The organism is Deinococcus sp. JMULE3 (assembly GCF_013337115.1).
Classification (GTDB): Bacteria; Deinococcota; Deinococci; order Deinococcales; family Deinococcaceae; genus Deinococcus.
In genome coordinates this window covers 65,001-88,797 of sequence record NZ_SGWE01000001.1, presented here as the reverse complement: position 1 = coordinate 88,797, position 23,797 = coordinate 65,001, and the positions used below count along the sequence as shown (strand labels likewise).

22 protein-coding genes (1 of these 22 running past the window's edge) are annotated in these 23,797 nt (G+C 73.0%); 8 read left to right on the top strand and 14 right to left on the bottom strand.

What is annotated here, in order from left to right; all coding sequences use genetic code 11:
- Window positions 1–33: 33 nt before the first annotated feature.
- From EXW95_RS00370 to EXW95_RS00350, 5 genes are all read right to left on the bottom strand, one after another.
- A complete protein-coding gene (locus tag EXW95_RS00370) occupies window positions 34–1,269 on the bottom strand; it encodes an allantoate amidohydrolase (protein ID WP_174365848.1) in 1,236 nt (411 codons plus the stop codon).
- Between the two features lie 162 nt (window positions 1,270–1,431).
- The gene (locus EXW95_RS00365) at window positions 1,432–2,814 is read right to left on the bottom strand and encodes a malate synthase A (RefSeq protein ID WP_174365847.1); all 1,383 of its coding nucleotides are present in this window, start codon (window positions 2,812–2,814) and stop codon (window positions 1,432–1,434) included.
- A gap of 46 nt (window positions 2,815–2,860) precedes the next feature.
- Window positions 2,861–3,679: an IclR family transcriptional regulator gene (locus tag EXW95_RS00360; protein ID WP_371809842.1), complete on the bottom strand. Its 819-nt coding sequence runs from the start codon at window positions 3,677–3,679 to the stop codon at window positions 2,861–2,863.
- A gap of 2 nt (window positions 3,680–3,681) precedes the next feature.
- Complete coding sequence (gene aceB, locus EXW95_RS00355) at window positions 3,682–5,244, bottom strand: malate synthase A (protein WP_174365846.1); 1,563 nt, start codon at window positions 5,242–5,244, stop codon at window positions 3,682–3,684.
- Between the two features lie 145 nt (window positions 5,245–5,389).
- Window positions 5,390–5,575 carry a hypothetical protein gene (locus EXW95_RS00350; protein ID WP_174365845.1) on the bottom strand — a complete coding sequence of 62 codons (186 nt, stop codon included), beginning with the start codon at window positions 5,573–5,575 and terminating at the stop codon, window positions 5,390–5,392.
- A 69-nt stretch (window positions 5,576–5,644) separates the two neighbouring features.
- Between EXW95_RS00350 and EXW95_RS00345 the strand changes: the two genes are divergently transcribed.
- Window positions 5,645–6,613, top strand: a complete 969-nt coding sequence (locus tag EXW95_RS00345; protein WP_174365844.1) for a PIG-L deacetylase family protein — start codon at window positions 5,645–5,647, stop codon at window positions 6,611–6,613.
- A gap of 21 nt (window positions 6,614–6,634) precedes the next feature.
- Here EXW95_RS00345 and EXW95_RS00340 read toward each other — a convergent pair whose 3' ends face one another.
- Complete coding sequence (locus tag EXW95_RS00340) at window positions 6,635–6,907, bottom strand: metal-sensitive transcriptional regulator (RefSeq protein ID WP_174365843.1); 273 nt, start codon at window positions 6,905–6,907, stop codon at window positions 6,635–6,637.
- A 134-nt stretch (window positions 6,908–7,041) separates the two neighbouring features.
- Here EXW95_RS00340 and EXW95_RS00335 point away from each other — a divergent pair, with 134 nt between their 5' ends.
- The 4 genes from EXW95_RS00335 (at window position 7,042) to EXW95_RS00320 (ending at window position 12,075) form a co-directional block, all read left to right on the top strand.
- On the top strand, window positions 7,042–7,344 hold the full coding sequence (locus EXW95_RS00335; RefSeq protein WP_174365842.1) for a GNAT family N-acetyltransferase: 303 nt from the start codon (window positions 7,042–7,044) through the stop codon (window positions 7,342–7,344).
- A gap of 333 nt (window positions 7,345–7,677) precedes the next feature.
- Window positions 7,678–10,527 carry an EAL domain-containing protein gene (locus EXW95_RS00330; RefSeq protein WP_174365841.1) on the top strand — a complete coding sequence of 950 codons (2,850 nt, stop codon included), beginning with the start codon at window positions 7,678–7,680 and terminating at the stop codon, window positions 10,525–10,527.
- On the top strand, window positions 10,524–11,459 hold the full coding sequence (locus EXW95_RS00325; RefSeq protein WP_174365840.1) for a type I phosphomannose isomerase catalytic subunit: 936 nt from the start codon (window positions 10,524–10,526) through the stop codon (window positions 11,457–11,459). The genes EXW95_RS00330 and EXW95_RS00325 overlap by 4 nt, the downstream gene beginning before the upstream one ends.
- Before the next feature lie 67 nt (window positions 11,460–11,526).
- On the top strand, window positions 11,527–12,075 hold the full coding sequence (locus EXW95_RS00320; protein ID WP_174365839.1) for a hypothetical protein: 549 nt from the start codon (window positions 11,527–11,529) through the stop codon (window positions 12,073–12,075).
- Here the strand turns inward: EXW95_RS00320 and EXW95_RS00315 are convergent.
- The 7 genes from EXW95_RS00315 to EXW95_RS00285 form a co-directional block, all read right to left on the bottom strand.
- Window positions 12,044–12,850 carry a CopD family protein gene (locus EXW95_RS00315; RefSeq protein ID WP_174365838.1) on the bottom strand — a complete coding sequence of 269 codons (807 nt, stop codon included), beginning with the start codon at window positions 12,848–12,850 and terminating at the stop codon, window positions 12,044–12,046. The two genes, EXW95_RS00320 and EXW95_RS00315, sit on opposite strands and share 32 nt — an antisense overlap.
- Before the next feature lie 150 nt (window positions 12,851–13,000).
- Window positions 13,001–13,861, bottom strand: coding sequence for a tryptophan 2,3-dioxygenase (locus tag EXW95_RS00310; protein WP_371809841.1), 861 nt, complete (start codon window positions 13,859–13,861; stop codon window positions 13,001–13,003).
- The gene (gene kynU, locus EXW95_RS00305) at window positions 13,858–15,078 is read right to left on the bottom strand and encodes a kynureninase (protein WP_174365837.1); all 1,221 of its coding nucleotides are present in this window, start codon (window positions 15,076–15,078) and stop codon (window positions 13,858–13,860) included. The genes EXW95_RS00310 and kynU overlap by 4 nt, the downstream gene beginning before the upstream one ends.
- Window positions 15,079–15,138: 60 nt before the next feature.
- Window positions 15,139–15,288 (bottom strand): hypothetical protein, encoded by a 150-nt coding sequence (locus EXW95_RS00300; RefSeq protein ID WP_174365836.1) that lies wholly within the window; start codon window positions 15,286–15,288, stop codon window positions 15,139–15,141.
- A gap of 5 nt (window positions 15,289–15,293) precedes the next feature.
- Window positions 15,294–16,412, bottom strand: coding sequence for a HAMP domain-containing sensor histidine kinase (locus EXW95_RS00295; RefSeq protein ID WP_174365835.1), 1,119 nt, complete (start codon window positions 16,410–16,412; stop codon window positions 15,294–15,296).
- Entirely contained in the window at window positions 16,409–17,077 is a 669-nt protein-coding gene (locus EXW95_RS00290; RefSeq protein ID WP_174365834.1) for a response regulator, read from the bottom strand. Before EXW95_RS00290 ends, EXW95_RS00295 begins: the two co-directional genes overlap by 4 nt.
- A gap of 16 nt (window positions 17,078–17,093) precedes the next feature.
- Window positions 17,094–17,654, bottom strand: coding sequence for a DUF305 domain-containing protein (locus EXW95_RS00285; RefSeq protein WP_174365833.1), 561 nt, complete (start codon window positions 17,652–17,654; stop codon window positions 17,094–17,096).
- Window positions 17,655–17,803: 149 nt separating this feature from the next.
- Here EXW95_RS00285 and trxA point away from each other — a divergent pair, with 149 nt between their 5' ends.
- The gene (gene trxA, locus EXW95_RS00280; RefSeq protein WP_305852123.1) at window positions 17,804–18,145 is read left to right on the top strand and encodes a thioredoxin; all 342 of its coding nucleotides are present in this window, start codon (window positions 17,804–17,806) and stop codon (window positions 18,143–18,145) included.
- A gap of 670 nt (window positions 18,146–18,815) precedes the next feature.
- Here the strand turns inward: trxA and EXW95_RS00275 are convergent.
- Window positions 18,816–19,904, bottom strand: a complete 1,089-nt coding sequence (locus EXW95_RS00275; RefSeq protein WP_174365831.1) for a diguanylate cyclase — start codon at window positions 19,902–19,904, stop codon at window positions 18,816–18,818.
- A 371-nt stretch (window positions 19,905–20,275) separates the two neighbouring features.
- On the opposite strand from EXW95_RS00275, the gene EXW95_RS00270 reads away from it, so the two are divergent.
- A complete protein-coding gene (locus EXW95_RS00270) occupies window positions 20,276–23,056 on the top strand; it encodes a hypothetical protein (RefSeq protein WP_174365830.1) in 2,781 nt (926 codons plus the stop codon).
- Window positions 23,053–23,797 carry the 5' portion of a hypothetical protein gene (locus tag EXW95_RS00265; RefSeq protein WP_174365829.1) on the top strand. Its footprint extends 98 nt past the window's final position, so 745 of the gene's 843 nt are visible here — the first part of the coding sequence; the start codon lies at window positions 23,053–23,055; the stop codon falls past the right edge of the window. The genes EXW95_RS00270 and EXW95_RS00265 overlap by 4 nt, the downstream gene beginning before the upstream one ends.

Below are 23,797 nucleotides of genomic sequence, written 5' to 3'. Positions count from 1 at the left end.
AGCGTCCCCCCCGGACGAGCAGGTCCAGCGCCATCAGCGCGTCCCCTCGCGGGCCGCCAGCGCGCGGACGAACGCGACGCCCACCCGCAGCGCGGCGTCCACGTCCTCCGGGTTCACCATCTCGTCCGGGTGGTGACTCAGCGCGTTCGGCGAGCGCAGGAACAGCATCGCGGCGGGCATCCGCTCCGCGAGGATCATCGCGTCGTGCCCCGCCCCGCTCACCAGATCGGGCGCACTCAGGCCTTCCTGCGCGGCCGCCGCGCGCAGCAGCTCACGGAAGGAGGCGTCCATCGGGATGGCGGGCTGCGCCATCTTGTGCGTGACGTCCAGGGTCACGCCCCGCTCCTCCGCGAAGGCGCGCGCCGAGCTCAGCAGTGTCTCCAGCGCCCCGGCCCGCACCGCGTCGTCCTCGTGCCGCAGGTCCAGTGTGCAGTGCGCCGAGCCCGGAATCACGTTGATCGCGCCGGGCCGCGCGGTCATCACGCCCACCGTCGCCACCAGCCCCGCCGTGGCGCGCGCCAGATCCTCCGCCGCCACCGCGAAGCGCGCGGCCGCCGCCAGCGCGTCCCGGCGGTGCCCCATCGGTGTGGTGCCCGCGTGCGCCGCCTGCCCCGTGAAGTCCAGCAGCACGCGGTCCTGCCCCACGATGGCACTCACCACCCCCACCGCTGCGCCCGCCGCCTGCAGCACCGGCCCCTGCTCGATGTGGAACTCCAGGAAGCCCAGCGCCCCGCCCTGCACCACGGCGTCCGGCAGGGCCGCGTCGTCCAGGCCGTACGCGCGGATGGCGTCCAGCACGCTCATGCCCCGCGCGTCCCGCAGGGTCAGCAGCGGCTCCAGCGTGCCGGTCAGGGCGCGGCTCCCGATGAACGGCACGCCGAAGCGCACGCCCTCCTCCTCGCTGAACGCCAGCAGCTCCAGCGCGAACGGCAGCGCCTCACCCCGCAGCGCCTCCGCGACCGCGAAGGCCAGCGTCACGCCCAGCACGCCATCGAAGGCCCCGGCGTCCGGCACGGTGTCCACGTGCGACCCCAGGAACAGCGTGGGCGCGTCCGGCGTCGGCCCGGCCCGCCGCGCGCGGAGGTTCCCGGCGCTGTCCACGCGCACCTCCAGGCCCAGCTCGTGCGCCCAGGCGGTCAGGAAGGCCGTCACGTCGCGGCTGGGCGCGCTGAGGAACGTGCGGGTGATCTCGCCCGGCACCTCGGTGTGGGCAGCCAGGGTCGCGCAGGCGTCGTGCGCGCGGCGCGACAGCAGGGTCAGGTCAGTCATGGAAGGTCCTTGAAGGTGAAAGGTCAGGGCCTGGAGCCAACGGAAACTCGTTCCATATTCCCCTCTCCCCTGGTGGGAGAGGGATGGACTCGGAGAGCTGCGCAGCAGTGGAGCGGAGCGACGGAAGGGTGAGGGGGCGTCGAGACCAGCGGAACGGGATGATCATGCGGGGCTGGTTGGGGTGAGGGTCAGGCGGTGGGCTTCCAGGGGAACATACGCCGGGGCCGCGTCGGCCAGGACGACATGATCAAGCAGCCTGGCTTCCGGGGCGTCGTCGGGGCGCAGGGCGCGGCGCAGCGTGCGGTACGCGGCGCGGTCGAAGACGCTGCCGTCGTCCAGCGGTGCACCCACCCGCACCCACTGCCACAGCAGCGCGCGGGCGAGTTCCGCCGTGGCGGTGTCCTCGATCCGCCCGTTCCGCGTGATCACGCCCCGCCCGTCGAACCACGCGCCGAAGACGTCCAGCGCGAGGCCCAGCGTGTCCCGCACCTCGGCGGCGGGGAGCGGGCCGGGGTCGGGGAGGGCCAGCAGCTGCTCGCGCGTCACGGGACCGGTCGGGGCAGGGGGAGGAGCGGGGGTCGCCAGTCCCTCCCGCACCGCGTCCAGGAGTTCGGGCAGGCCCGCCCACGCGCCCTGGAAGCCCTGCGCGGCCTCGCGGGCCTTGTCGGCCCGCACGGCGTCCAGCGCCGGGGTGGGGTCGAGGGGGTCGGGGCTCACCGCTGCCGTCCCGCCGACTGCCTGCGCGCCGCGGGCGCGGCACACGTCCACGAGCGCCTGCGCGTAGGCCTGCATGGCGTCCACGTCCATTCCCAGCCCGGAGCGGGGTGGGAACGGCACAGGCCGGGTGGCCCCGGTGGTCTTCACGAGGCTGAACACGTAATCCCAGCGGCCCGCGTTCAGCCCGAACGCCCACCCGCGCAGTTCGGACAGCAGGGCGTCCATGTGCAGCAGGCCCGGCAGGGTCTCGATCTGCAGGCACACCCGCAGCGTGCCGGGGTTCAGGCCCAGGTGCGCCTCCGAGGCGCGCAGCGCGGTCGCCCACGCGCGGGCCTGCGGCACGGATTCCAGTTTCGGCAGGTACAGGTGCGGCACCCGGCCCGGCCGCGCGGTCAGCAGCGCCGCCAGATCGCACAGCGCGCCCCGCGCGGGCTGTCCCGCGAAGGTCAGGCCCGGCTGCGGGGCGTACAGCGCGCGGGGCCGCGCCAGCAGCGGCACGTCCGCCGCGAGCCACTCCGGCAGGGCCGCCCAGGCCGCCGCGACGTTCGCCGGGGTGGGGGCGAAGGTATCGTCGAAGTCGATCACGACGGCGTCCGCGCCGCTGCTCAGGGCGGCGCGCAGCGCGGGCAGGTCGCTGGCCTCCACGATCAGTTCCGCGCGGCCCGCGCTCAGGTCGTCCGGGACGGGAGCGGCGCGGTAGTCCGTGACGGGCGGCGCGGCGTCCAGCGGGCCGGGCGCGTCCACGGCCGTCCACGCGTCTGCCAGCGCGGCGTGCAGCGCCGCCGCCAGCGCGCGGGCGGTGGGGGAGGGGAGATCGGGCGGCTTCACGGACACCACCGGCACGGGTCGGGCATGCGCCGCAGCATAGAGCCGCTCAGGCGTCCCGGTGGCCCAGCCGGGACGAGATTCGCCCGGCAGCCGCCTGCGCTGCCGCCAGGAAGCGCGGCACCTGCTCGGGCGTCAGGCGGGACGTGGGGGCCGAGACGCTCAGCGCCGCCGCGACCCGCCCGTCCGCGCCGGGCACCGGGACGGCCACGCAGCGCACGCCCAGCTCACGTTCCTGGTCGTCCAGCGCGTAGCCGTCCTCGCGCACGCGGTGCACGGCGGCCAGTACCGCGTCCACGGTGGTCAGGGTGTGCGGCGTGTACGCGGTCAGGGTGGTGGCCTCCAGCGCCCGTCGCGCCTCCGCCTCGGGCCGCGCGGCCAGCAGCACCTTGCCCACCCCGGACGCGTGCAGGGGCGCGCTCGCGCCGGTCTGCGTGAACATCCGCACGAGTTGCGGCCCCTCGACCTGATGCACGTACGCGGCCTCCAGCCCTGCCCCGTGCGGGCGCAGCACCGCGAGGTTCGCGCTCTCGCCCAGCTCGGCAACCAGGGCGCGCATCTCCGGCGCGGCAGCGGCGGTCAGGGCGTGCGCCGCGTCGAACGCCGCCCCCACCTGATAGGCCCGCAGACCCACCCGGAAGAGTCCCGAGGCTTCCTCCCATTCCACGAAGCCCTGCTGCCGCAGCGTCTCCAGCAGGCGGTACGCGGTGCTGGCCGACAGTCCGGCGGCGCGCGCCACCTGCGACAGCGGGGCCTCGCGCAGCGTGGCGAGCGCCCACAGGACGCTCAGGCCGCGTTCCAGGGTGCGGACGCCGCCCGGTGCGTCCGCGCCGCGCGGGCGTCCCCCGCGAGAGGCGTTCTCGGTCACGCTCAGGCCAGCGCCTCGTAGCCGGGCAGGGTCAGGAAGTCCATCAGGGGCGTGCCGGTCGCGGTGGTGCGGAACAGCCGCGCGGCGTCCGCGTACCCCTCACCCAGTTTGGCGGCCTCGTCGTCGAACAGTTCGTCCCACAGCTCCGGGGTCAGGACGCGGCCGTCCTCCAGGGTCACGCCGTGGTGCCGCCACTGCCACAGCTGCGCGCGGCTGATCTCGGCGGTCGCGGCGTCCTCCATCAGGTTGTGGATGGGCACGGCGCCCGAGCCGCGCAGCCACGCCGCGAGGTACTGGATGCCGACGTTCACGTTCATCCGCACGCCCGCCTCGGTGACGGTGCCGTCGGGCGGGGTGAGGAGGTCGGCGGCGGTGACGGTCAGGTCGGCCTGCTTGCCGCTGCCGATCTGGTTGGGTTCGGGCATCAGCCGGTCGAAGACCTCGGTGGCGAGGGCCACCATGCCGGGGTGCGCGACCCAGGTGCCGTCGTGCCCGTTCGTCGCCTCGCGTTCCTTGTCGAGGCGCACCTGTTCGAACGCGGCGGCGTTCTTCGCCTCGTCGCCCTTGACGGGAATGAAGGCGCTCATGCCGCCGATGGCGGGCGCGCCGCGCCTGTGGCAGGTCTGGATGGCGAGTTTGCTGTACGCCTGCATCATCGGGACGGCCATGCTGACCTTCGCGCGGTCGGGCAGGATCCGGCCTTTGTGCGTGCGAAGTTTCTTGATGTAGCTGAAGATGTAGTCCCAGCGGCCGCAGTTCAGGCCCGCCGAGTGCTCGCGCAGCTCATAGAGGATCTCGTCCATCTCGAACGCGGCGAGGATCGTCTCGATCAGCACCGTGCCCTTGATCGTGCCGCGCGTCAGGCCCAGCGTCTCCTCGGCGAGGTTGAACACGTCGTTCCACAGTCTCGCTTCGAGGTGCGATTCCATCTTCGGCAGGTAGAAGTACGGCCCCGAGCCGCGCGCCAGGAGTTCCTGCGCGTTGTGCCACACGTACAGCCCGAAGTCGAACAGCGCCCCGTACACGGTCTCGCCGTCCACCTGCACGTGCTTTTCCGGGAGGTGCCAGCCACGTGGGCGCACGAGCAGCACGGCCGTCTTCTCGTTCAGCTGGTACGTCTTCCCGTTCGTGTCCAGGCGGATGGTGCGGCGCACCGCGTCGCGGAGGTTGATCTGCCCGTCCACGCAGTTCTCCCAGGTGGGGCTGCTCGCGTCCTCGAAGTCGGCCATGAACACCCGCGCGCCGCTGTTCAGCGCGTTGATGATCATCTTGCGGTCCACGGGGCCGGTGATCTCCACCCGGCGGTCCTTCAGGTCGTCGGGCAGCGGATTGATGCGCCAGTCGCCCTCGCGCACTGAGCGGGTTTCGGGCAGGAAGTCCGGCAGCGCCCCGGCGTCCAGCGCGGCCTGACGGGTCTCGCGGGCGGCCATCAGGTCGCGGCGGCGCTCCTCGAAGCGGCGGTGCAGGTCGGCGACGAAGGCCAGCGCCTCGGGCATGAGGATCTCACGCTGCGCGTCCGTGATGGGGGCGGTGATGGTCAGGCCGGCGGGCAGGGTCTGGGTCATGCGGGCACTCCTTGGGGGGACAGACAGCTCGGGGTTTTTCACTGGATGAACTTGAATTTCATTTTACGGAAAAGCACTGAGCCTGACCAGCCGGTGTTGTCTCCGCCTGGGGAACAACCGGTGGGTTCACGGTGCCTCCGACCACTCAGCCGCGCCAGCCGACACCTCCGCCGCCACGCCGGAGAAGATCACGGCCGCGCCCGTCCGCACCACGGTTCCGGAAGCCGAGACCTCCCCAGGTGCCGCCCAGCCGGTCGCCACGCCCGTGACGGCGCCCGCCCACGACGAGGCCCACGGCGATACCCACACGGACGGTCACACGGATGGTCATACGGACGCCAGCCACGACGGACACTGAAGGCCTGAGCAGGCGGCCCGCTGACCGCTACACTCCGCGGTGATGACCCGCCCGCGCCGCGCGCTGCCCCGACCCCTGCCCCGCTGGACCCTGCCCGCGACGCTGCTGGTCCTGCTGGGGCTGGCCGCGTGGATCAACGAGCCGATTCCTGGCGTGACGGGCCGCGAGGCGCGCGCGGTGGCGGCCCTGCCGGTCGCCCCGGCGTTCCGGGCGGGGCAGCGGGTGCTGCTGCTCTCACCGCATCCGGACGACGAGACGCTGTGCTGCGCGGGCATGCTGAACCGGGCGCGCGCGGCGGGCGCCGAGGTGTTCGTCACCTGGATCACCGCCGGGGACGGCTTCGAGTTCGACGCGGCCCTGACCGAACGGACCCTGCACCCGCAGGGCCTGGCGCTGCGGGCGCTGGGTGAACGCCGTGTCGGGGAGGCCCGCGCGGCCGCCGTCGTGCTGGGCATCCCCTTGGACCATCAGGTGGTCCTGGGGTACCCGGACGGTGGCCTGCGCTTCCTGAACGGCGTGAACTTCGACCGGCCGTACACGTCCCCGCGGACCGGGACGTCGGCCACGTACCTGCGGGAGGCGCAGACGCCCGGCGCGCCCTTCACCGGCGAGGCGCTGGAGGCGGACCTGGAGCGCGTCCTGCGCCGCGTGCAGCCCGACGTGATCCTGATTCCCGCCCACGAGGACTTCCACCTGGATCATCACACCCTGACGCTGTTCGCGCAGCGGGTCACGGCGCGGCTGGGCCTGCAAGGTCGCCTGCGCTACTGGGTGGTGCACGGCGGGCTGGAGTGGCCGCTGCCCAAGGGCGCACACCCGAATCTGCCGCTGGTGCCGCCGCCGCTGGCGCGTCACCTGCCGTGGCAGCGGGTGCCGCTGGATGCGGAGGATCTGGCGGTCAAGACGCGCGCCGTGGCGGCCTACCGCACGCAGACGGAGGTGCTGGGCCGCTTCATGCGGGCCTTCGAGCGGCGCAACGAACTGCTCAGTCCCTCGGACACCGCGCGCTGAGTGGCGCGGGTGGGTGTGTGGTCAGCGGCGCAGGAGTTTCACGGCCCGCACGACGTCCTGCGGGGTGATCTCCTCGCCGGGGCGGGCGCGGCAGCCGGAGGCGTACTGCTCGAGGATCTGCTCCCCGGCGGCGTCGAGGGCGCTGCGCACGCCGGACAGTTGCGTCAGGATGTCGTGGCAGTCGCGGCCCTCCTCGATCATGCGCTGCAGGCCGCGCACCTGACCCTCGATGCGGCGCAGGCGCAGCAGGACGCGGGTGTCGGTGTCGGTCAGGGCAGGGGGGACGTCGCTCATCTCGTGCGCCCAGCATACCGCCCCGGCGTATGCCCTGATGAGCCCGGTCCTGCCCTGCGTCGCCTGCCCAGCCCCGGCGCGCGTGAAGGTCCGGTCAAGGCGCCCGGCCCGCGCGGACGTGCACCATGACGGGCATGACACAGGTGCGCCGCAACGACGACACGCAACGCTACGAACTGACTGACGGGGACCGCGTGCTGGGCTTCGCGGAGTTCCGCCCGGTCGGGAACGCCGTGATGCTCCCCCACACCGAGGTCGAGGAAGGCCACGAGGGCGAGGGGCTCGGCAGTCAGCTCGCCCGCGCCGCGCTGGACGATATCCGTGAGCAGGGAAAACTGGTGCTGCCGATGTGCCCGTTCATCGCGGCGTACATCCGCCGCCACCCGGAGTACAACGACCTGATCCACCCGCAGCAGCGCGCCGTGTTCGGCCTCTGATCCGGACTCCGCCTGAATGGCGGACACAGCCGCTCAATCCGAGCAGACTCGCAGAGCTGCTTCGCAGCGCGAGCAGGAGCGAAACGCAGCCCGTATGAACCCCGGCGGGGCACGTGGAGGGGTATCCCCCCCGGCGTGCCGATTTTGGCGTGCCGTGCGGCTCGCTGGCACCGTAAGATGCGGTGACCGGGGGGACGCTCCGGGCCGCGTGACCGACCGGGGAGGTGAAGCGGGTGTGAGCTGGATTCCGTCTGTTTCTGTGATGCACGGTGAACACCGGGCGTTGCCCCTGAGGCCCGGACCGAGCGGCCAGATCGTCGAGTCGGGGCCTTCGTGACGACCGACACGCAACTGTTCGAGGCGACGTTCGAGCACGCCGCGATCGGCATGGCGCTGACGTCCACCGACGGGCGGTTCGTGCGCGTGAACCGCAGCCTGTGCGACCTGCTCGGCTACCGGCCCGAGGAACTCCTGGGGGCGGGATTCCAGATGGTCACGCACCCGGACGACCTGCAGCCAAACGTGGACCTGCAGCGGCAACTGCTGACCGGGGAGATCACGTCGTTCGAGCTGAGCAAGCGTTACGTTCATCGGGACGGTCACGTCATCTGGGCGCAGCTGAACGTGGCACTCATCCGGGACGAGGGGGGCGAGCCGCTGCTGTTCGCGGCGCAGGTGCAGGACCGCAGCGTGCAGCGGGAGCAGCGCGAGCAGCTGCTGGCGCTGCAGGGTCAGTTGCAGCTGGCCCTGGACGGCAGTCACGAGAGCATCTGGGACTGGCGGGTGTCCGAGGGGCGCGTGAACCTGTCGGACGCGTGGCTGTCCCGACTGGGTTTCGATCCGGCGCAGGTGAACGGCGATCAGGACGCCTGGGTCGCCCTGATCCACCCGGACGACCTGCCCGGCCTGGTCGGCGCGTACCTGCAGCACGCCGAGCAGCGCACGCCCTACTACGAGACCGAGTACCGCATCCGCGTGCCGGACGGCAGCTGGCGCTGGATTCAGCTGCGCGGCAGCGTCGCCGAGCGGGACGGGGCCGGTCAGCCCACCCGCGTGACCGGCACGCAACTGGACGTCACCGAGCGCGTGCAGGCCCGCCTGGAGCTGCAACAGACCCGCGCGGACCTGCAGGCGATCCTGGACAACCTGCCGGCCACCATCGGGTACTGGGACCGGGAGGAACGCAACCGCTTCAGCAACGCCGCGTACCGGAAGGTGTTCGGGCGCACGCCCGAGCAGATCGGCCGCATGACCATGCGTGACCTGCTGGGCGAGGAGCTGTACGCGCAGAACGCCGACGCGATCCAGGCGGCGCTCGCCGGGCGCGGCAGCGTGTTCGAGCGGGACATCCTCACGCCCGACGGCGCGCGGTACATGCAGGCCACGTACATTCCGGACGTCCGCGAGGGGCAGGTGCAGGGCTTCTACGCGCTGGGCACCGACATCACCGCGCGCCGCGCAGCGGAACTGGCGCTGCTGGACGCGCAGGAAGCCTACCGGGTGACGCTGGACGGCATCACCGACGCGGTGCTGCGCGTGGACCCGGCGGGGCGCGTGACCTTCCAGAACACGGCCGCCCTGGACACCTTCGGGGACCTGCTGGGCGGCGCGCTGGGACTGCTGGACCTGCCGGACGCGGACGGTCAGCGCCTCGTGACGCGGGCGCTGCAGTCCGGTGAGGTGCAGCGCACCCCGGCGGACCGCGCGGCCCTGCTGGACCTGCCCGGCGGCCCGCGGGAGGTGGCGGTGACCGTCTCGCCGCTGCGCGGCGCGGACGGCCGCGTGACGGGCGCGGTGATGGTCGTGCGGGACGTCACCGAGAGCCGCGCCCTGACCCGTCAGATGAGTCACCTCGCGCAGCATGACGCGCTGACGGACCTGCCCAACCGGGTGCTGCTGCTCGACCGGGTGCGGCAGGCGACGGCGTACTACCAGCGGCAGGAGTCGGGGTTCGCGCTGATGTTCCTGGACCTCGATCACTTCAAGGACATCAACGACACGCTGGGGCATTCCACCGGGGACGAACTGCTGCGGCAGGTGGCGGGGCGGCTGCGCGGCCTGCTGCGCGCGGCGGACACCGTCAGTCGCCTGGGCGGGGACGAGTTCGTGCTGCTGCTCACAGACCTGCGTTCGGCGCAGGACGCGCAGCAGGTCGCGGCGAAGATTCTCGCGGGGATGCAGGGACCCTTCACGGTCGAGGGACAGGTCCTGAACGTGACCTTCAGTGCCGGACTGGCCCTGTACCCGGAGGACGGCACGACCGTCGAGGACCTGATGCGCCACGCGGACGCCGCCATGTACCGCGCCAAACGCGACGGGCGTAACCGCTACCACTTCTTCTCCGGCGAGGTCCGCGCGGGCCTGCTGGCCCGCCAGCAGCTCGTCAGTGACCTGCGCGCCGCGCTGGACCACGCGCAGTTCCGGCTGCACTACCAGCCGAAGGTGGACCTGTCCTCGGGCCGCGTCACCGGCGTGGAGGCGCTGCTGCGCTGGCCGCAGCCGGACGGGTCGATGCGCCCCCCGCTGAGTTTCATTCCGCTGGCCGAGGAGACCGGCCTGATCGTCCCGATCGGCGCGTGGGCGCTGCGCGAGGCCTGCGCGCAGGTGCAGGCCTGGACGGCGGACCTCGGGCCGCTGAACGTATCCGTGAACGTCTCCCCGGCGCAGTTCAGCGACCCGAACTTCACGCAGGTCGTCGCCTGGACGCTGCGGGAGACCGGCCTGAACCCGCTGCGGCTGGAACTGGAACTCACCGAGGGCATGCTGCTGCAGGACGTCCCGCTCGCCCAGCGGGTCCTGAACGTCCTGGGCGACCTGGGCGTCACGGCCAGCATCGACGATTTCGGGACGGGTTTCGCGAGCCTCAGTTACCTCAAGCGGCTGCCGGTGTCGGGCCTGAAGATCGACCAGTCGTTCGTGCGTGACCTGGACGGCCCGGAACCCGACCCGTCGATCGTGCGGGCCATCCTGACGCTCAGCGGCGCGCTGAACCTCGCCGTGATCGCCGAGGGCGTCGAGACGCCGCTGCAGGCCGCGCGCCTGCAGGAATTAGGCTGCGCGCACATGCAGGGGTACCTGTTCGCGCGGCCCCTGCCGCCCGACGCCCTGCCCGGCTGGTGGCGCGCCTGGACGCCGCCTGCCCTGCCGGCTCAGCCGGACCTGTCCACCGAGGAGATCCCATGACCGTGAATCTGCCCGCCCCACTGCCCGCGCTGTTGCTCCTGACGCCCCGCTTTCACGCCCGCGTGTGGGGTGGGGACCGCCTCGCCCCGCCGATCGGCGGCACCCCGGTCGGGGAGGCCTGGATCGCCGACGGGCACAGCGTCGTCGCGGCGGGACCGCTGGCCGGGCAGACGGTGGATGAGCTCATGCGCGCCCACCCCCGCGACCTGCTCGGCCCGGACCTTGACCCCCGGGCGGGGTTCCCGCTGCTGATCAAACTCCTCGACTGCCGCGACTGGCTCAGCGTGCAGGTGCACCCGAACGACGCGCAGGCGCAGGTCATGGTCGGCCCCGGAGAGCGGGGCAAGACCGAGGCGTGGCACTTCCTGAACGTCGAACCCGGCGCGGAACTCCTGGCGGGCGTCACGCCCGGCACCACCCCCGACGCGCTGGCGGACGCCATCCGGCACGGCGGCATTCTCGATGTGAGTGAACGCGCGGCGCCCGAGGTGGGCGACACGCTGTTCATTCCGGCCGGGACGCTGCACGCGCTCGGGCCGGGGCTGCTGCTGTACGAGGTGCAGCAGGCCAGCGACACCACTTACCGCGTGTTCGACTGGGACCGGCCCGCCAGTGCGGGGCGCGCGCTGCACCTCGAGGAGTCCGTGGCGGTCACCCGCGCCGACCTGCGTGGCGACTGGAAGGCCGCCGCCGAGACGGGCGGCGTGGGCGAACTGGTGCGCTGCCCGGAATTCACGCTGGTGGGCGCGCGCGGCGGCGATGCGGTTCCCCTGACGTCCTTCGGGCTCGTGACGGTGGTCGAGGGCACCCTGACGCTGGCGGCGGCGGGGGAGAGGCTGGAGGTCCCGGCCTTCGGGACGGTGCTCGTCCCGGCACACGCCGGGCAGGTGACCCTGAGCGGTGACGGACGCGCCCTGATCGCCACCCCCTGATCGCCGAGTCCCGAGCACCTCTCTGGACACCGTTCCGCGCGGGGCGGGCGTGGGGTACGCTGCGGGCATGCGCCCCCTGCTCCTCGCGGCCCTGTCCCTGTCCTTCGCCCTGAGTGCCTGCGCCGGTCTGAAGGGCGTGCCCCTCACCCTGCGTGTCGAGGGTCCCGCGCAGGCCAGCGTCCGCGTCGAGAACGGCGGCACGGTCCGCACCGTGAGCGTGCGCGGCAGCGAGACGCTCACGGTCGATCCCGGCACGTACACCCTCACGCCGCAACCAGTGGACGGCTGGGACACGCCCGGCGCGCGTCAGCTGGGCGTGACCGGGGGCGGTGAGGTGACCTTCACGTACCAGCCGGCCGGGCAGGCGACCCGCGCGGTCCTGACCGTGTTCGTGACTGGACCGGCCAGCGCGGACGTGCGCGTGCAGGGCGCAGGCTTCGATCAGACGCTGACGGGCGTCACGTCCGCGGGCCGCAGCGTCACGCTGGAACCCGGCACGTACACCGTGACCGGCGTGGACGCCCTGCCCTGGCGCGCCCCCACCCCACAGACCGTGACGTTGAACGCCCGGCAGACGCTGGACCTCAGCCTGAACTACGGTCAGGCGCAACCCTGAGCGTCGCCTGCGGCGGGTGTTCGTGCGGGTCGGTGGTGCTCAGCACGCCCGTGACGCCCAGCACGGCCAGCAGCAGCAGCGCCTCGCGCGCCAGCAGCGTCCGCACCCGGCGGTCCCGTCCGGCGAACGCCCGCCGGACCAGTGCCGCCGCGCCCAGTGCCAGCGCGACCAGTACGAGCTTGAGCAGCAGCGTCTGCCCGTAGCGGGTGCCGGTCCACTCGGCCAGGGTGGGCAGGTGCTCCGCACCCAGCAGCAGGCCCGTCACGGCCAGGACCGCCACGCTCGCGGTCGCCAGTGGCGTGAAGCGCGCCGCGGCCCGCGCCGCGAGGGGCTGCGCGACCGTCAGGGCCAGCACGCCCCCCACCCAGGTGCTCATGGCGGTCAGGTGCGCGGCGTGCAGCCCCCGCACCCACAGGGCGTGCCCCGCGCCGTGCCCGACACCGGACGCGCCCCACACGAGCAGCAGCGCGCCCGGCAGCAGCAGCGCGGCAGGCGCGCCCGCCACCCGCGCCGCGAGCAGCAGCGTTCCCCCCAGCAGCCCGGTCAGCACCGCGCGACCCGTGAGCGTGTCGGTCAGGAACGCGGGAGCGTCCGCCCAGCCCAGGCCCAGCGCACCCAGCGTCACGGCCACCTGTCCCGCCCAGCCCAGCGCCAGCAGCGCCAGCCCCAGCGCCGGGAGGCGCAGCCGCACCGGGACGTCCAGCGCGGCGCGGGCGAGCGTGGTGCCCAGCAGCAGGCTCAGGCCCAGAAAGGCCAGCGCGGCCAGCAGCGGCACGCTAGGCCCTCACCGGGATTCGCGTCATACGGATTCCGTCTGTTGCGTTCACACCCCGGAACCACACCGGGGTGCCAACTCCACGCCCGGAACCCGTTTCGCTCCTGCTCGGGTTGAACGTTTTTGCAAACCTTTCAACCGGAGGCCGTCTCACAGGCGGGTGCGGACTTCCCACAGTTCCGGGAACAGCACGGTCTCCAGCGCGCGGCGCAGATACCCGGCGCCACTCGTGCCGCCCGAGCCGCGCTTGAAGCCGATGGTGCGTTCCACGGTCGTCAGGTGGTTGAAGCGCCAGCGGCGGAAGTTGTCCTCGACGTCCAGCAGCTTCTCGGCGAGTTCGTACAGGTCCCAGTACGTCTCGGGGTGGCGGTAGACGGTCAGCCAGTGTTCCAGCACCGTCTCGTTCAGCACGGGCGGCAGCGTGAGGTCGCGGTTCAGCACCTCGTCCGGCACGATCAGGCCGCGCGCGTGCATCAGGCGCAGCGTCAGGTCGTACACGCTGGGCGCCTCGATGGCCTCCCGCAGCGGCCCGATCAGGTCCGGGCGGTGCTCGTGCGGGCGCAGCAGCACCGCGTGCCGGTTCCCGAGCAGGAACTCCACCATGCGGTACGACGCGCTCTGGAAGCCCGACGCCTGCCCGAACGCGTCGCGGAACTGCAGGTAGTCGGCGGGGGTCATGGTCTTGAGGACCTCCCAGGCGTTCGTGAGCTGCTCCTGGGCACGCACGACGCGCGACAGGCCCTTCTGCGGCGCGTCGGTGATGCCGCGCGCGAGCTGGTCCATCGCGGCGCGCAATTCGCGGATGATCAGGTCCAGCCAGACCTCCGAGACGTGATGCACGGCGATGAACAGGTGCTCGTCGTGCGCGGCCGTGACCGGGCGGTGCGCGCTTTTCAGCACGTCGAGTTGCAGGTAGTCGCCGTAGCTGAGGCTGCGGGTGAAGTCGGTGTACGCCTGCTCGGGCGCGTCGCGGTCCGGGGCGCCGGGGCGGTCTGGCAGCGGCGCGGTCACGCGCGGGCCTCCAGCACCGCCTGCACGCCCCGCGCGGCCTGCCACACGTCCGCGTGCGAGTGGTACAGCGGCGTGAACCCGAACCGCAGGATGTCCGGCGTGCGGTAGTCGCCGACGATGCCCGCCTGGGTCAGGTCGGCCATGACCTCACGCGCCTGCGGGTGGCGGTAACTGACCTGCGAGCCGCGCCGCGCGTGGTCGCGGGGCGTGACCAGCGTCAGCGGGAAGCGGGCGGCCAGCGGCTCCATCAGGTCGATGAACGTGTCGGTCAGGGACAGGCTCTTGGCGCGCAGCGCGTCCAGGTCCACGTCGGCGAACACGTCGAGCGCCTCGTCGAGCGCGCTGAGGCTCAGCACCATCGGCGTGCCCGCCACGAAGCGGCGCGCGCCGGGGGCCGGGGTGAAGTCGCGGGCCATCTCGAAGGGGTCGGCGTGTCCCATCCAGCCGCTGATCGCCACCGGGGCCGCGGCGTGGTGCCGTTCGGCGGCGTACAGGAACGCGGGCGCGCCGGGGCCGCCGTTCAGGAACTTGTACCCGCAGCCCACCGCGAAGTCAGCCCCCGCGCCATTCAGATCGACTGGGAACGCCCCGGCGGAGTGCGCGAGGTCCCACACGGTCACGATGCCCTGCGCGCGGGCCTGCGCGGTGATCGCCTCCAGGTCCAGCTTCCGGCCGGTGCGGTAGTCCACCTGCGTGAGCAGCAGCGCCGCGACGTCCTCGGTCAGGTGCGCTTCGATGTCGTCGGCGGGCACGCGGCGCAGTTCCAGCGTGTCGCCCAGCAGCGCGTTCAGGCCCTGCGCGACGTACAGGTCGGTGGGGAAGTTGTCCGCGTCGGTCAGGATCACGCGGCGGCCCGGCCCGGCCACGCCCAGCGCCGCGGCGAGCACCTTGAAGGTGTTCACGCTGGTGGAATCGCCCACCGCGACCTCGTGCGCCGCTGCGCCGATCAGCCGGGCGATCTTGGCCGCCACGCGGTCGGGCAGCGCCATCCAGTCCTGCCCGGCGTCGGCCCCGGCGGTCCACGAGCGGATGAGCTGATCGCCCCACTCGGTCTGCGCGGCCTGCGCGAGCCGCGCGGGCACGCGGCGGGGCAGCGCGCCCAGGCTGTTGCCGTCGAGGTACACCACCCCGCGCGGCAGGTGGAACTCCCCGCGCTTGTGCGCCAGGGGATCACGGGCATCGAGGGCGAGCAGGTGGTCGGGAATGGTCAGGGTCATGGGGTGTCCTCCGGGACAGGGGAAAGAGGCTGGTCGCGCCGTCAGGGGCGCGGCCGGGAATCAGTCCGTCCGGAGGAGGCGCAGGGGGCGTCCCAGGTTCGCGCACCACCACCCGTGCAGGTTCGGGGCGATCTCGTTCGCCGCCGCCCGCCCGCGTCCCAGCCGCACCCTCAGCAGGGCGGGGAGGTTCGGGTCGGGCAGCGGGCGCATGGCCGTCAATCTAGCGTGTCTGGTCTTGCCCCGCCCACCGGGGCGACCGGGAGCGTGAATGTGAACATGCTGCCGCCCGCGCCGGACTCGGCCCGCAGGTCGCCGTCCATGCGCCGCGCCAGCGCCCGCGCGACCGTCAGGCCCACGCCGCTGCCCACGCCGCCTGCCTCGCCTCGCGTGCGGGCCTCGTCCACGCGGTAGAAGCGCTCGAAGATCCGTTCCAGGTGCGCCGGGGCGATCCCGCCGCCCGTGTCGCGGACCGTCAGGGCCACCGCCCCGCCCGCCGGGGCCGCCTCCAGTGTGACCGTCCCGCCCGGCGGGGTGTGCCGCGCGGCGTTGTGCAGCAGGTTCGCCAGCACCTGCCCGGCCCGCTCCGGATCGGCCTGCACCCACGCGCCGGACCCACCCACCCGCAGCGTCACCCCGCGCGCGGCGTACACGTCCGCGAAGCGCTCGCGCGCCGCGTCCAGCAGCGCCTGCACGGGCACCGCCTCGGGGCGCAGGTCCACGTGGCCCGCCTCGGCGCGCGACACCAGACTCAGGTCCTGCGCCAGCCGCTCGAGCACGCGCACCTCACGCGCGATCGCCGGGGCCACCTGCGCCGGGGGCAGCACCCCGTCACTGAGCGCCTCGCTGTACCCGCGCAGGGCCGCCAGCGGCGTGCGCAGTTCGTGCCCGACCTCGCCGATGAGCGTCACGCGGTCCTGCTCGACCCGCTCCAGGGCCGCCGCCAGCCGGTTGAAGTTCCGCGCCAGATCCGCCAGTTCATCCCGCCCGCCCTCCGGCAGCCGCCGCGCGTACGCCCCGCCCGTCAGGTCGCGGCTGCCCTGGCCCAGCAGCGCCACGGACCGCACCACCCGCCGGGACGTGAGCAGCGCCGACAGCGCCGCCGCGAGCGCCGCGAACGGCAGGGCCAGCAGCAGCGCGCCCGTCAGCGCCCCGCGCATCCCGGCCTCCAGATCCGGCCGCAGCGCCCGGCCCGGCTCGCCCATGGCCCGCACCATCTGATCCACGTGATGCTGGTACACGCCCGGCAGCGTGAGTTCCGCCACGAGCAGCAGCGCGCCCAGCGCCACCAGCACGGCGAGCAGGTGCGCCAGCAGCAGCCGGGGGAACAGCTTCACGCGCCGTCCCGGAACCGGTACCCGACGCCGCGCACCGTCTCGATGAAGCGCGGGCGGGCGGCGTCCTCACCCAGCTTGCGCCGCAGGCCCGCCAGGTGAACGTCCACCACCCGCTCCACGACCGGGTCGTCCGCGCCCCACACCCGGTCCAGCAACCGCTCCCGCGTCCAGACCATGCCGGGGTGACCGGCCAGGGTCAGCAGCAGCTCGAATTCCAGTCGCGTCAGGGTCAGGGGCGCGCCGTCGAGCGTCACCTCCCGCGTGCGGGCGTTCACGCTCAGGCCCGCGCCGCCCACCACGTCCCGCACGCCACTGCGCCGCAGCAGCGCCCGCACGCGCGCGGCGACCTCACGCGGCGAGAACGGCTTGGTGACGTAATCGTCCGCGCCGACGTCCAGGCCCCGCAGGCGGTCCTCCTCCTCGCCGCGCGCGCTGAGCAGGATCAGCGGGAAGTCCGGGTGCGCGCGGCGCTGCTCGCGCGCCACGTCCAGCCCGCTCACGCCCGGCAGCATCCAGTCCAGCACCGCGAGGTCCACCTCCGGCAGCAGCGCCCGCGCCTGAACGCCGGTCGTGGCCTCGCGCACGTCGTGCCCGTCGGCCCGCAGGTACGCGCCCAGGATCTCCAGGATCGCCGGGTCGTCATCCACGATCAGGACGCGCGCCATACCGCCCCAGGGTAGCTCAGCGCCGCAGCCACAGCCGGAACGCGTACATCTCGTCCGCCTGGGCCCGCACGATGTCCCGCGAGAGCTTCAGCACCCGCGCGTCGCCGCTGCGCGCCAGCGCCACACCCGCCATCTCCAGCGCCCCCTGGTGGTGCGGCAGCATGCCCTGCACGAACGCCCGGTCGGCGTCTGCCGCCGACTTCAACGGGGCGACCATGCCCGCCATCATGCCCTGCATGTGCGAGCGCGCCGCAGGGTCCACGCTGCCCAGGCCCTTCAGCCAGCCGGTCATCAGGGTGATCTCGCGCGTCTGATCCTTCACGACCGCCGCCGCCCAGGCCTTCACCTGCCTGTCCTTCAGGCGCGGCTGCGCGGCGCGGGCCATGTCCAGCGCCCCCTGGTGGTGCGCGATCATCATGCTCAGGTACGCCCGGTCGAACGCCTGGCCGCTCAGTGCGTTCAGGTCCGGGCCCTGTGGGGCGGTCATGCCGGGCATGGCGTGACCGGAGTGACCAGTCTGCGCCAGCGCAGGAGAGATGGACAGGGCGGCGGCCAGCAGGAGGGTCATCCGTTTCATGCGGCGCACCCTAGCGGTCCTGTGTTCAGTTTGCGTAAAGCGCGCCTGGGCCGGGCGGCGCGCATACTCGGAGCATGAGTGACGTGCTGACCTGCGCCGCGTGCGGCGCGAAGAACCGCGTGGCGACCGTTCCCGCCGGACAGGTGCCCATGTGCGCCCGCTGCGGCGCCGCGCTGCCCTGGCTGATCAGCGGCACCGACGCCACCTTCGCGGGGGACGTGCAGGCGGCCGTGCCGGTCCTCGTGGATTTCTGGGCGCCCTGGTGCGGTCCGTGCCGCGTGATCGGCCCCATCCTGGAGGACCTCGCCCGTGAACGCGCCGGGAAGCTGAAGGTCGTGAAGGTGAATGTGGACGAGCATCCGCGCGCGCCGGGCGATCACGCCGTGCAGGGCATTCCCACCCTGCTGCTGTTCAGGGGCGGGAAGCTGGCAGGGCGGCAGGTGGGCGCCGTGCCGAAGGCGACGCTGGCGGCCTGGATCGATGCGAACTGACGGGACCTCGGCTGCGGTGAACAGGTGGTCAACCGTGACTGTGTTTCACACTAACTGGAATTAGTGTGAAACGGAGAGGCAATCGAGAGTGATTGCGCCTGGAGCGGTCATGAGAGGCCCGCGGTGCGTGCCCCCCTCCTGTCCCCCTCGGAACTGATCGGAGACCCCTTCCTGGCGATTCTGCGCCCCCGTTTTTTCGAGGACGTGGCGTCGGCGCTGGCGTTCGGCCGGTGGGGGTGAGAGGTCGGGACAGCCAGCCGCATCCTCATTTATATCCTGTGTGCAGATATGAAACAGATTCATACCCTGTACTCGCTGTATTCCACGACTTTCCGGAACCCGACCACTCCCTGACAACCCCAGTCCGCCGCGGCTCATGCCAAAGCTCAGGTTCAGATACCAGTCCTGCAGCAATGCCGTCAGATGAAGGTTCCTGTAGCAGCCAGATCAACCAGCACACACGCCACGACAGGCAACGCTCCGCTTCGGCGACAGCCCAGGCAGGTGGGGCGCGAGCGGGAGCTCCACGGCCCGGCTCCCCAGGCTGGTCATGCAGAAACGTCAACAGGGACAGATGCAGACTGGCGACGGCGAGATCCGATTGTCTTTCATATCTGCAATCGGATACGCATGAGGTGAGCATACCCACACCTCCAGACTCCAGGCACCCTCACACCTGATACTCCACCTCCCGCCGCGCCCCCCCACCCGCGATCCGCACACCATCCCGCCCGGCACTCTTCACCTGATACAGCGCCTCATCCGCGTCCCACAGCGTCCGCGTGCGCGACCACAACCCGAACGGCGCCCCACCCACCGACACCGTCACCCGCGGGCCCCTCACGCCCGCCACCTCCACCGGCTCCAGCGACGACACCACCCGCGCCATACGCCGCGCCACCCGCTCCAGCTCCGCAGGCGGCACGCGGCGCAGAATCACCGCGAACTCCTCCCCCCCGTACCGGTACGCCCGGTCCCGACCACGCAACTCCGCCGCCAGCGCCTGAGCCACCACCCGCAGCACCTCATCCCCGACCGGGTGCCCGAACTCGTCGTTCACCCGCTTGAAGTGATCCAGGTCGAACAGCAGCAGCGCGTCCCCCACCTGCGTAAACGGCAAGTCCAGTTCGAACTGCCGCCGGTTCGCCAGTCCCGTCAGCGCGTCGTGATGCGCCTCAGTCCGGTAACGGGTCGTACTCTGAATCAACGCGACACGCGACGTGAGCATCGTCGCGGTACTCAGGAACCCCACGGCGTTCATCAGGACCGCCAGCGGATACACCCGCGCCCAGTCCTCCAGCCCGCCCGGTTGCGGCAGGCTCGCAGGCAGGAACAGCACCAGCGCCACCCACCCGTGCCGCTGCAGGGAACCGCTCACGTCACTGAGATCCAGCAGGTGCCGCGCCCGGACCGTGCACGCCGTCACGCACAGCAGGGACAGCGCCGCACTGGCGAACGCCCACGCACCGTCCAGTCCGGCCAGCAGCGTCGCGGGGACACCCACGTACAGTCCACGCCAGCCGTGCCGCAGGGTCATCAACACCACCGGCACCAGCGTCAGACTGACCCGCCCACCCGCATGCGGCGTGGCGAGCAGGAACAGCGCCGCCGACATGCCCGCCGTGAACAGCAGGCGCCCCCAGCGCAGGGCGCGCCCCGGCGGGGGCGGCCAGTCCCGGTACGTGAGGCTCAGCACGAACGACAGCGTCACCAGGACGCACAGGTTCACGAAGAGATCAGGGAACACCGCAGAGATCAAGGGGAACTCCTGTCAGACGCCACGCCAGCCCACCGGAGGCAACGATCCGCACCCTGCCATCACTCACCGGAAGAACGGTTCACCCGGAACGGAAACTCAGTTTCAACACACCACCTGAACCGGGTCCAACGAGGCGACGCCCGTTCACTCTGGCACACCCCGCGCCGGAACGCTGCCTCACCTCGACCTGCGTGGACGCGCCCCCGACGGGGGCGTATCCCACACCGCCCGGCGCGCCCCGGACGGTAGGCTAAACCCGTGAACCCCCGCGCGGCCGCGTCTGGCATGACCACCCCTCTCCGGTCCCGTGCCCTGACCTGGTCTCCCCCATCCCGCCGCCCCCACCTGGCCCGGCGCGCCGGACGGGGACCGTGACCCGCCGCCCTTCCCGACTGCTGCTGCTGGCGCTGCTGCTGACCGGCGCGTACCACGGCGTGCTCGTCCTGACGCGCGCCGGACTGAAATCCGCGCAGGCCGCCGAGTGGCTGTTCCTGGCCAGCGCGTACGCCCGCGCGCCACTGGACCCCTTCGACGACCGCTGGTACGGCGGCGTGCCCCTGACCGGCGAGTCCCCCCTGCTCCCGCAACTCATCGCCGCGCTGAGCGGGCAGCTGGGCCTGGACGGCGGGTACGCCGCCGCGCAGTTCCTCGCGGTCGTCACGCTGCTGTACGGCACGTACCGCTTCGCGCTGCTCGTCGGCGCCGGGCCGCGCGGGGCGGGCGTCGCGGCGCTCCTGACGCTGCTGGGCAGCGCCCTGACGCTCAGCGTCAGCGTGTTCGGTCAGCTGGGCGCCGTGCTCGGCGCGGGACTCGCGCTGAACGCCGCGCCGACCCTGCACGCCTGGGTGAGCCGCGCGCGGACCCGTGACCTGCTCGGCTGGACCGTTCCGCTCGTCGCGGCGGCCGCCGCGCACAGCGCCGCGCCGCTGCTGCTGCTGGGCACCCTGGCGCTGACCCTCCCGGCGCCGCGTCAGCCCCGGCGACGAGCGCTGCAGGCGGCCCTCGCCGTTCCGGCTGCCCTGATCCTGCTGGCCGTACCGGACCACGCGTGGGTCGGGCCGACCACCCGCGTGCCCATCCCGGATCTGCGCGAGGGCCGCAGCATCTGGCTCACGTGGGGCCTGCCGCTGCTGTCGGTCGCGTGGGTGATGCCCACGCTGCTGCGCGCCGCCCGCACCGCCTGGGACGACGCGCCCGGCCCGCCTCTGCGGCGCGCGGCGGTGCGGTGGGCGGCCGCGCCGGACAGCGTCCGCGCCGCGCTGACCGGAACGGTACTGCTGCTCGCGGCCCTGACCTCGCTGCTGCTGCCGGTGCCGTGGCGCGCCGCGCCCGAGACCCTGACCCTGCTGGGCACGCTGCTGCTCACGCCCCTGGCGGCGCTGGTCGCCCTGAGCGGCTGGGACGCCGCGCGGCGCACGCCCCGCCCACCGCTGCCGCTGCTGATCAGCGCCACCCTGGTGATTCTCGGGACGGTCAGCATGAGCGCCCTGAACGCCACGCGGGTCCTCGAAGGGCCACCGCTGAACCTGACGCCGCTGCTGAACTTCATCGAGAAGGACGAACACTGGCGTTACCGGTACCTCACGGTGGGGTTCGGCACGCAGCTGGGCCTGCTCAGCGCCCAGACGCGCGCGGCGACCCCGGCGGGCCTGTGGCACGTCCCGCCGGACCTGCCGCAGCCGTTCGCGCCGCCCGGCGCGGCCGGCGCCCTCCCGGAACGCCTGGACGTGCCCGGTCAGGGGCGACTGGCGGAACTGCTCACGCACCCGGAACGCAGCTACCTGAAGTTCGTGTACGCCCGCAGTGACGTCATGGACCCGCTGCTGTACGCGCACGGCTGGCACAACATCGGCACCCTGGAGAACGGCGTGAACGTCTGGGAACGCGAGGACATCCCGCCCGTCCCGGCCCGCCTGGCACGCCCCGCGCTGCCGATTCCTCTCGGCGCGCTGTGGGGCACGCTGCCGCTGCTGGCCCTGGCCGGCAGTCTGCTGCTGCTGCCGCTGGGCGCCCAGGCGTGGCGGACCGACCCGCACCTGCCGGGCGCGGTGGTCCGCAGCGCGGACCTGATCCGCGTGCCGCTGCTGCTGCTCGGCGCGGGTCTACTGCTGCTGCTCGCACAGGCGTACCGGCCCGCGTGGGCGGCGCAGCGGCACCTCGCGACGCTGCCCCTGGCGACGTCCGGCGGACTGCGCGGCGCGTACAGCCGCCTCGACCGGGCGCAGGTGAGGATCACCCGCACCGGGCCGGGCCAGGCGGTCGCCCAGGTGAACGAACACTGGTGGACTCCGCTCGGCGTTCGCCTCGCCACGCGCCGCCTCGACCTGACCCTCTGGCGCGGTGGCTGGCAGGTCAGCGAGGCCGGCGGGAGCGCCCTGACACTGCGCCCCCCGGTCCTCAGTCCGCAGCCGGACGTGACCTTCTACCGCGCGCCGCGCCGCATCACCACGAACGTCACCGCGCCCGCCGACGTCCTCGACCGCCCAGTGCTGAAGGTGCTGCCGGGCCGCCTGACGAGGGACGCGCGGGGCCACGTGTGGTACCTCACCGAGGTCCTGTGCGCCGACGCGCGCCCCGCCGACCTGACCGTCACGGTCATCCTGCGCGTGAACGGTGAACGCGTCGCCGAGGAGAACGCCGGACTGCTCGCGCAGCACAAGCTCCGCAGCGGGGAACGCAGCCCCCTGCGCGTCCGGCTGCCCCTGCCGGACACCGTGAACCTCGACGATCCGCGCGCCAGGGCAGCCCTGAGCGTGGAGGTCAGTGCCCGCGCGGTCGTCACCGGACGCCACCTTGAGCGGCCGCTGGTCAGTCGCAGCCGCGTCCGCGCCGGACGGGTGGAGGTCCAGGCCCGCAACGCGTCCAGCCGCGCGGTCGCCACGCCCGTGGCGCTGCTGACCTTGTTCGACGCGCGCGGCGTGAGCTGGGTGTACGCCGCCGCCGGACCGGAACTGCCGCCCGGCGCGACCTGGACGTTCACGCTGCCCGCCACGCCCCCGCCGCACGAGGACCTCCTGGACGTCGCGGCCCCCGCCCTGACCGACCTGGCGACCGTGCAGCCCCGCGCCGTTCCGCCCGGCACGTTCCCGCTGCCGGGCGGCGGGCAGTACCGCCTGACCTTCGTGACCCTCCCCGCCCCGGAGCGCCCGTGAAGAGGGCAGCCATCCGGAACCTGCGGGCGGCCATGAGTCTCGGGGCGCTGCTGTGCCTGACGGCGTGCGCCGCGCCGGGCCGCGAGCCTCCCACGCTGAGCACCCGCGTCAGCGCGCGGGACGTGACCGTCCTCCTCTCCGGCGCCGGCATCCGCCGGGGCGACCGGGCCACCCTGACGCTCTTCACACCGGCGGGCGCCGTCCACACCGAGGGACGCGCCACGCAGGGCGGGCAACTGAGCCTGAACGCCCCCTACGCCCGCGCGGGCCTGACGCCTTTCAGCGTGCAGTTCGGTGGGCAGCGCCTCGGCGGCGAACTGCGGCTGCAGCCGGGAGCACCCATCACGCCCCTGACGCTGAAGGTCGGGGCGCGCGGCGTGCGCGTCACGCAGGGCCGCCCACCCGCGCTGGTCCTGCACCCACTGGACGACCAGGGCAACGTCACGGACCTCCCGGTGGACATCCTGATCCGCCGCCCGGACGGCGTGAACCTGCGCCGCCGCGTGCCCGTCACGCACCTGACCGCGTGGTCCTTCCTGCCACCGGGGCGCGTCACAGGCCTCATGCGGGTCGTGGCGACCACTGGAAGCGCCGCCGGGGAGGTCGGGGAGGTGGACCTCCTGCCCGGCCCGGCCCGGCAGCTGCGGCGCGACGGGGACCTGTACCGCGACATCCGCGACGAACTGGGCAATCCGGTCACGCCCGCCGAGGCGATCACCGTGACCGGCCGCGACGGCCCCT

Coding starts and splice junctions, on each gene's coding strand:
- EXW95_RS00320 (WP_174365839.1), top strand. CDS start 11,527: ATGCGCCCCCTGCTCCTCGCGGCCCTGTCCCTGTCCTTCGCCCTGAGT.
- EXW95_RS00335 (WP_174365842.1), top strand. CDS start 7,042: ATGACACAGGTGCGCCGCAACGACGACACGCAACGCTACGAACTGACT.
- EXW95_RS00345 (WP_174365844.1), top strand. CDS start 5,645: ATGACCCGCCCGCGCCGCGCGCTGCCCCGACCCCTGCCCCGCTGGACC.
- EXW95_RS00300 (WP_174365836.1), bottom strand. CDS start 15,288: ATGCGCCCGCTGCCCGACCCGAACCTCCCCGCCCTGCTGAGGGTGCGG.
- EXW95_RS00290 (WP_174365834.1), bottom strand. CDS start 17,077: ATGGCGCGCGTCCTGATCGTGGATGACGACCCGGCGATCCTGGAGATC.
- EXW95_RS00285 (WP_174365833.1), bottom strand. CDS start 17,654: ATGAAACGGATGACCCTCCTGCTGGCCGCCGCCCTGTCCATCTCTCCT.
- kynU (WP_174365837.1), bottom strand. CDS start 15,078: ATGACCCTGACCATTCCCGACCACCTGCTCGCCCTCGATGCCCGTGAT.
- EXW95_RS00340 (WP_174365843.1), bottom strand. CDS start 6,907: ATGAGCGACGTCCCCCCTGCCCTGACCGACACCGACACCCGCGTCCTG.
- EXW95_RS00350 (WP_174365845.1), bottom strand. CDS start 5,575: ATGACCATCCGTGTGACCGTCCGTGTGGGTATCGCCGTGGGCCTCGTC.
- aceB (WP_174365846.1), bottom strand. CDS start 5,244: ATGACCCAGACCCTGCCCGCCGGCCTGACCATCACCGCCCCCATCACG.
- trxA (WP_305852123.1), top strand. CDS start 17,804: ATGTGCGCCCGCTGCGGCGCCGCGCTGCCCTGGCTGATCAGCGGCACC.
- EXW95_RS00325 (WP_174365840.1), top strand. CDS start 10,524: ATGACCGTGAATCTGCCCGCCCCACTGCCCGCGCTGTTGCTCCTGACG.
- EXW95_RS00370 (WP_174365848.1), bottom strand. CDS start 1,269: ATGACTGACCTGACCCTGCTGTCGCGCCGCGCGCACGACGCCTGCGCG.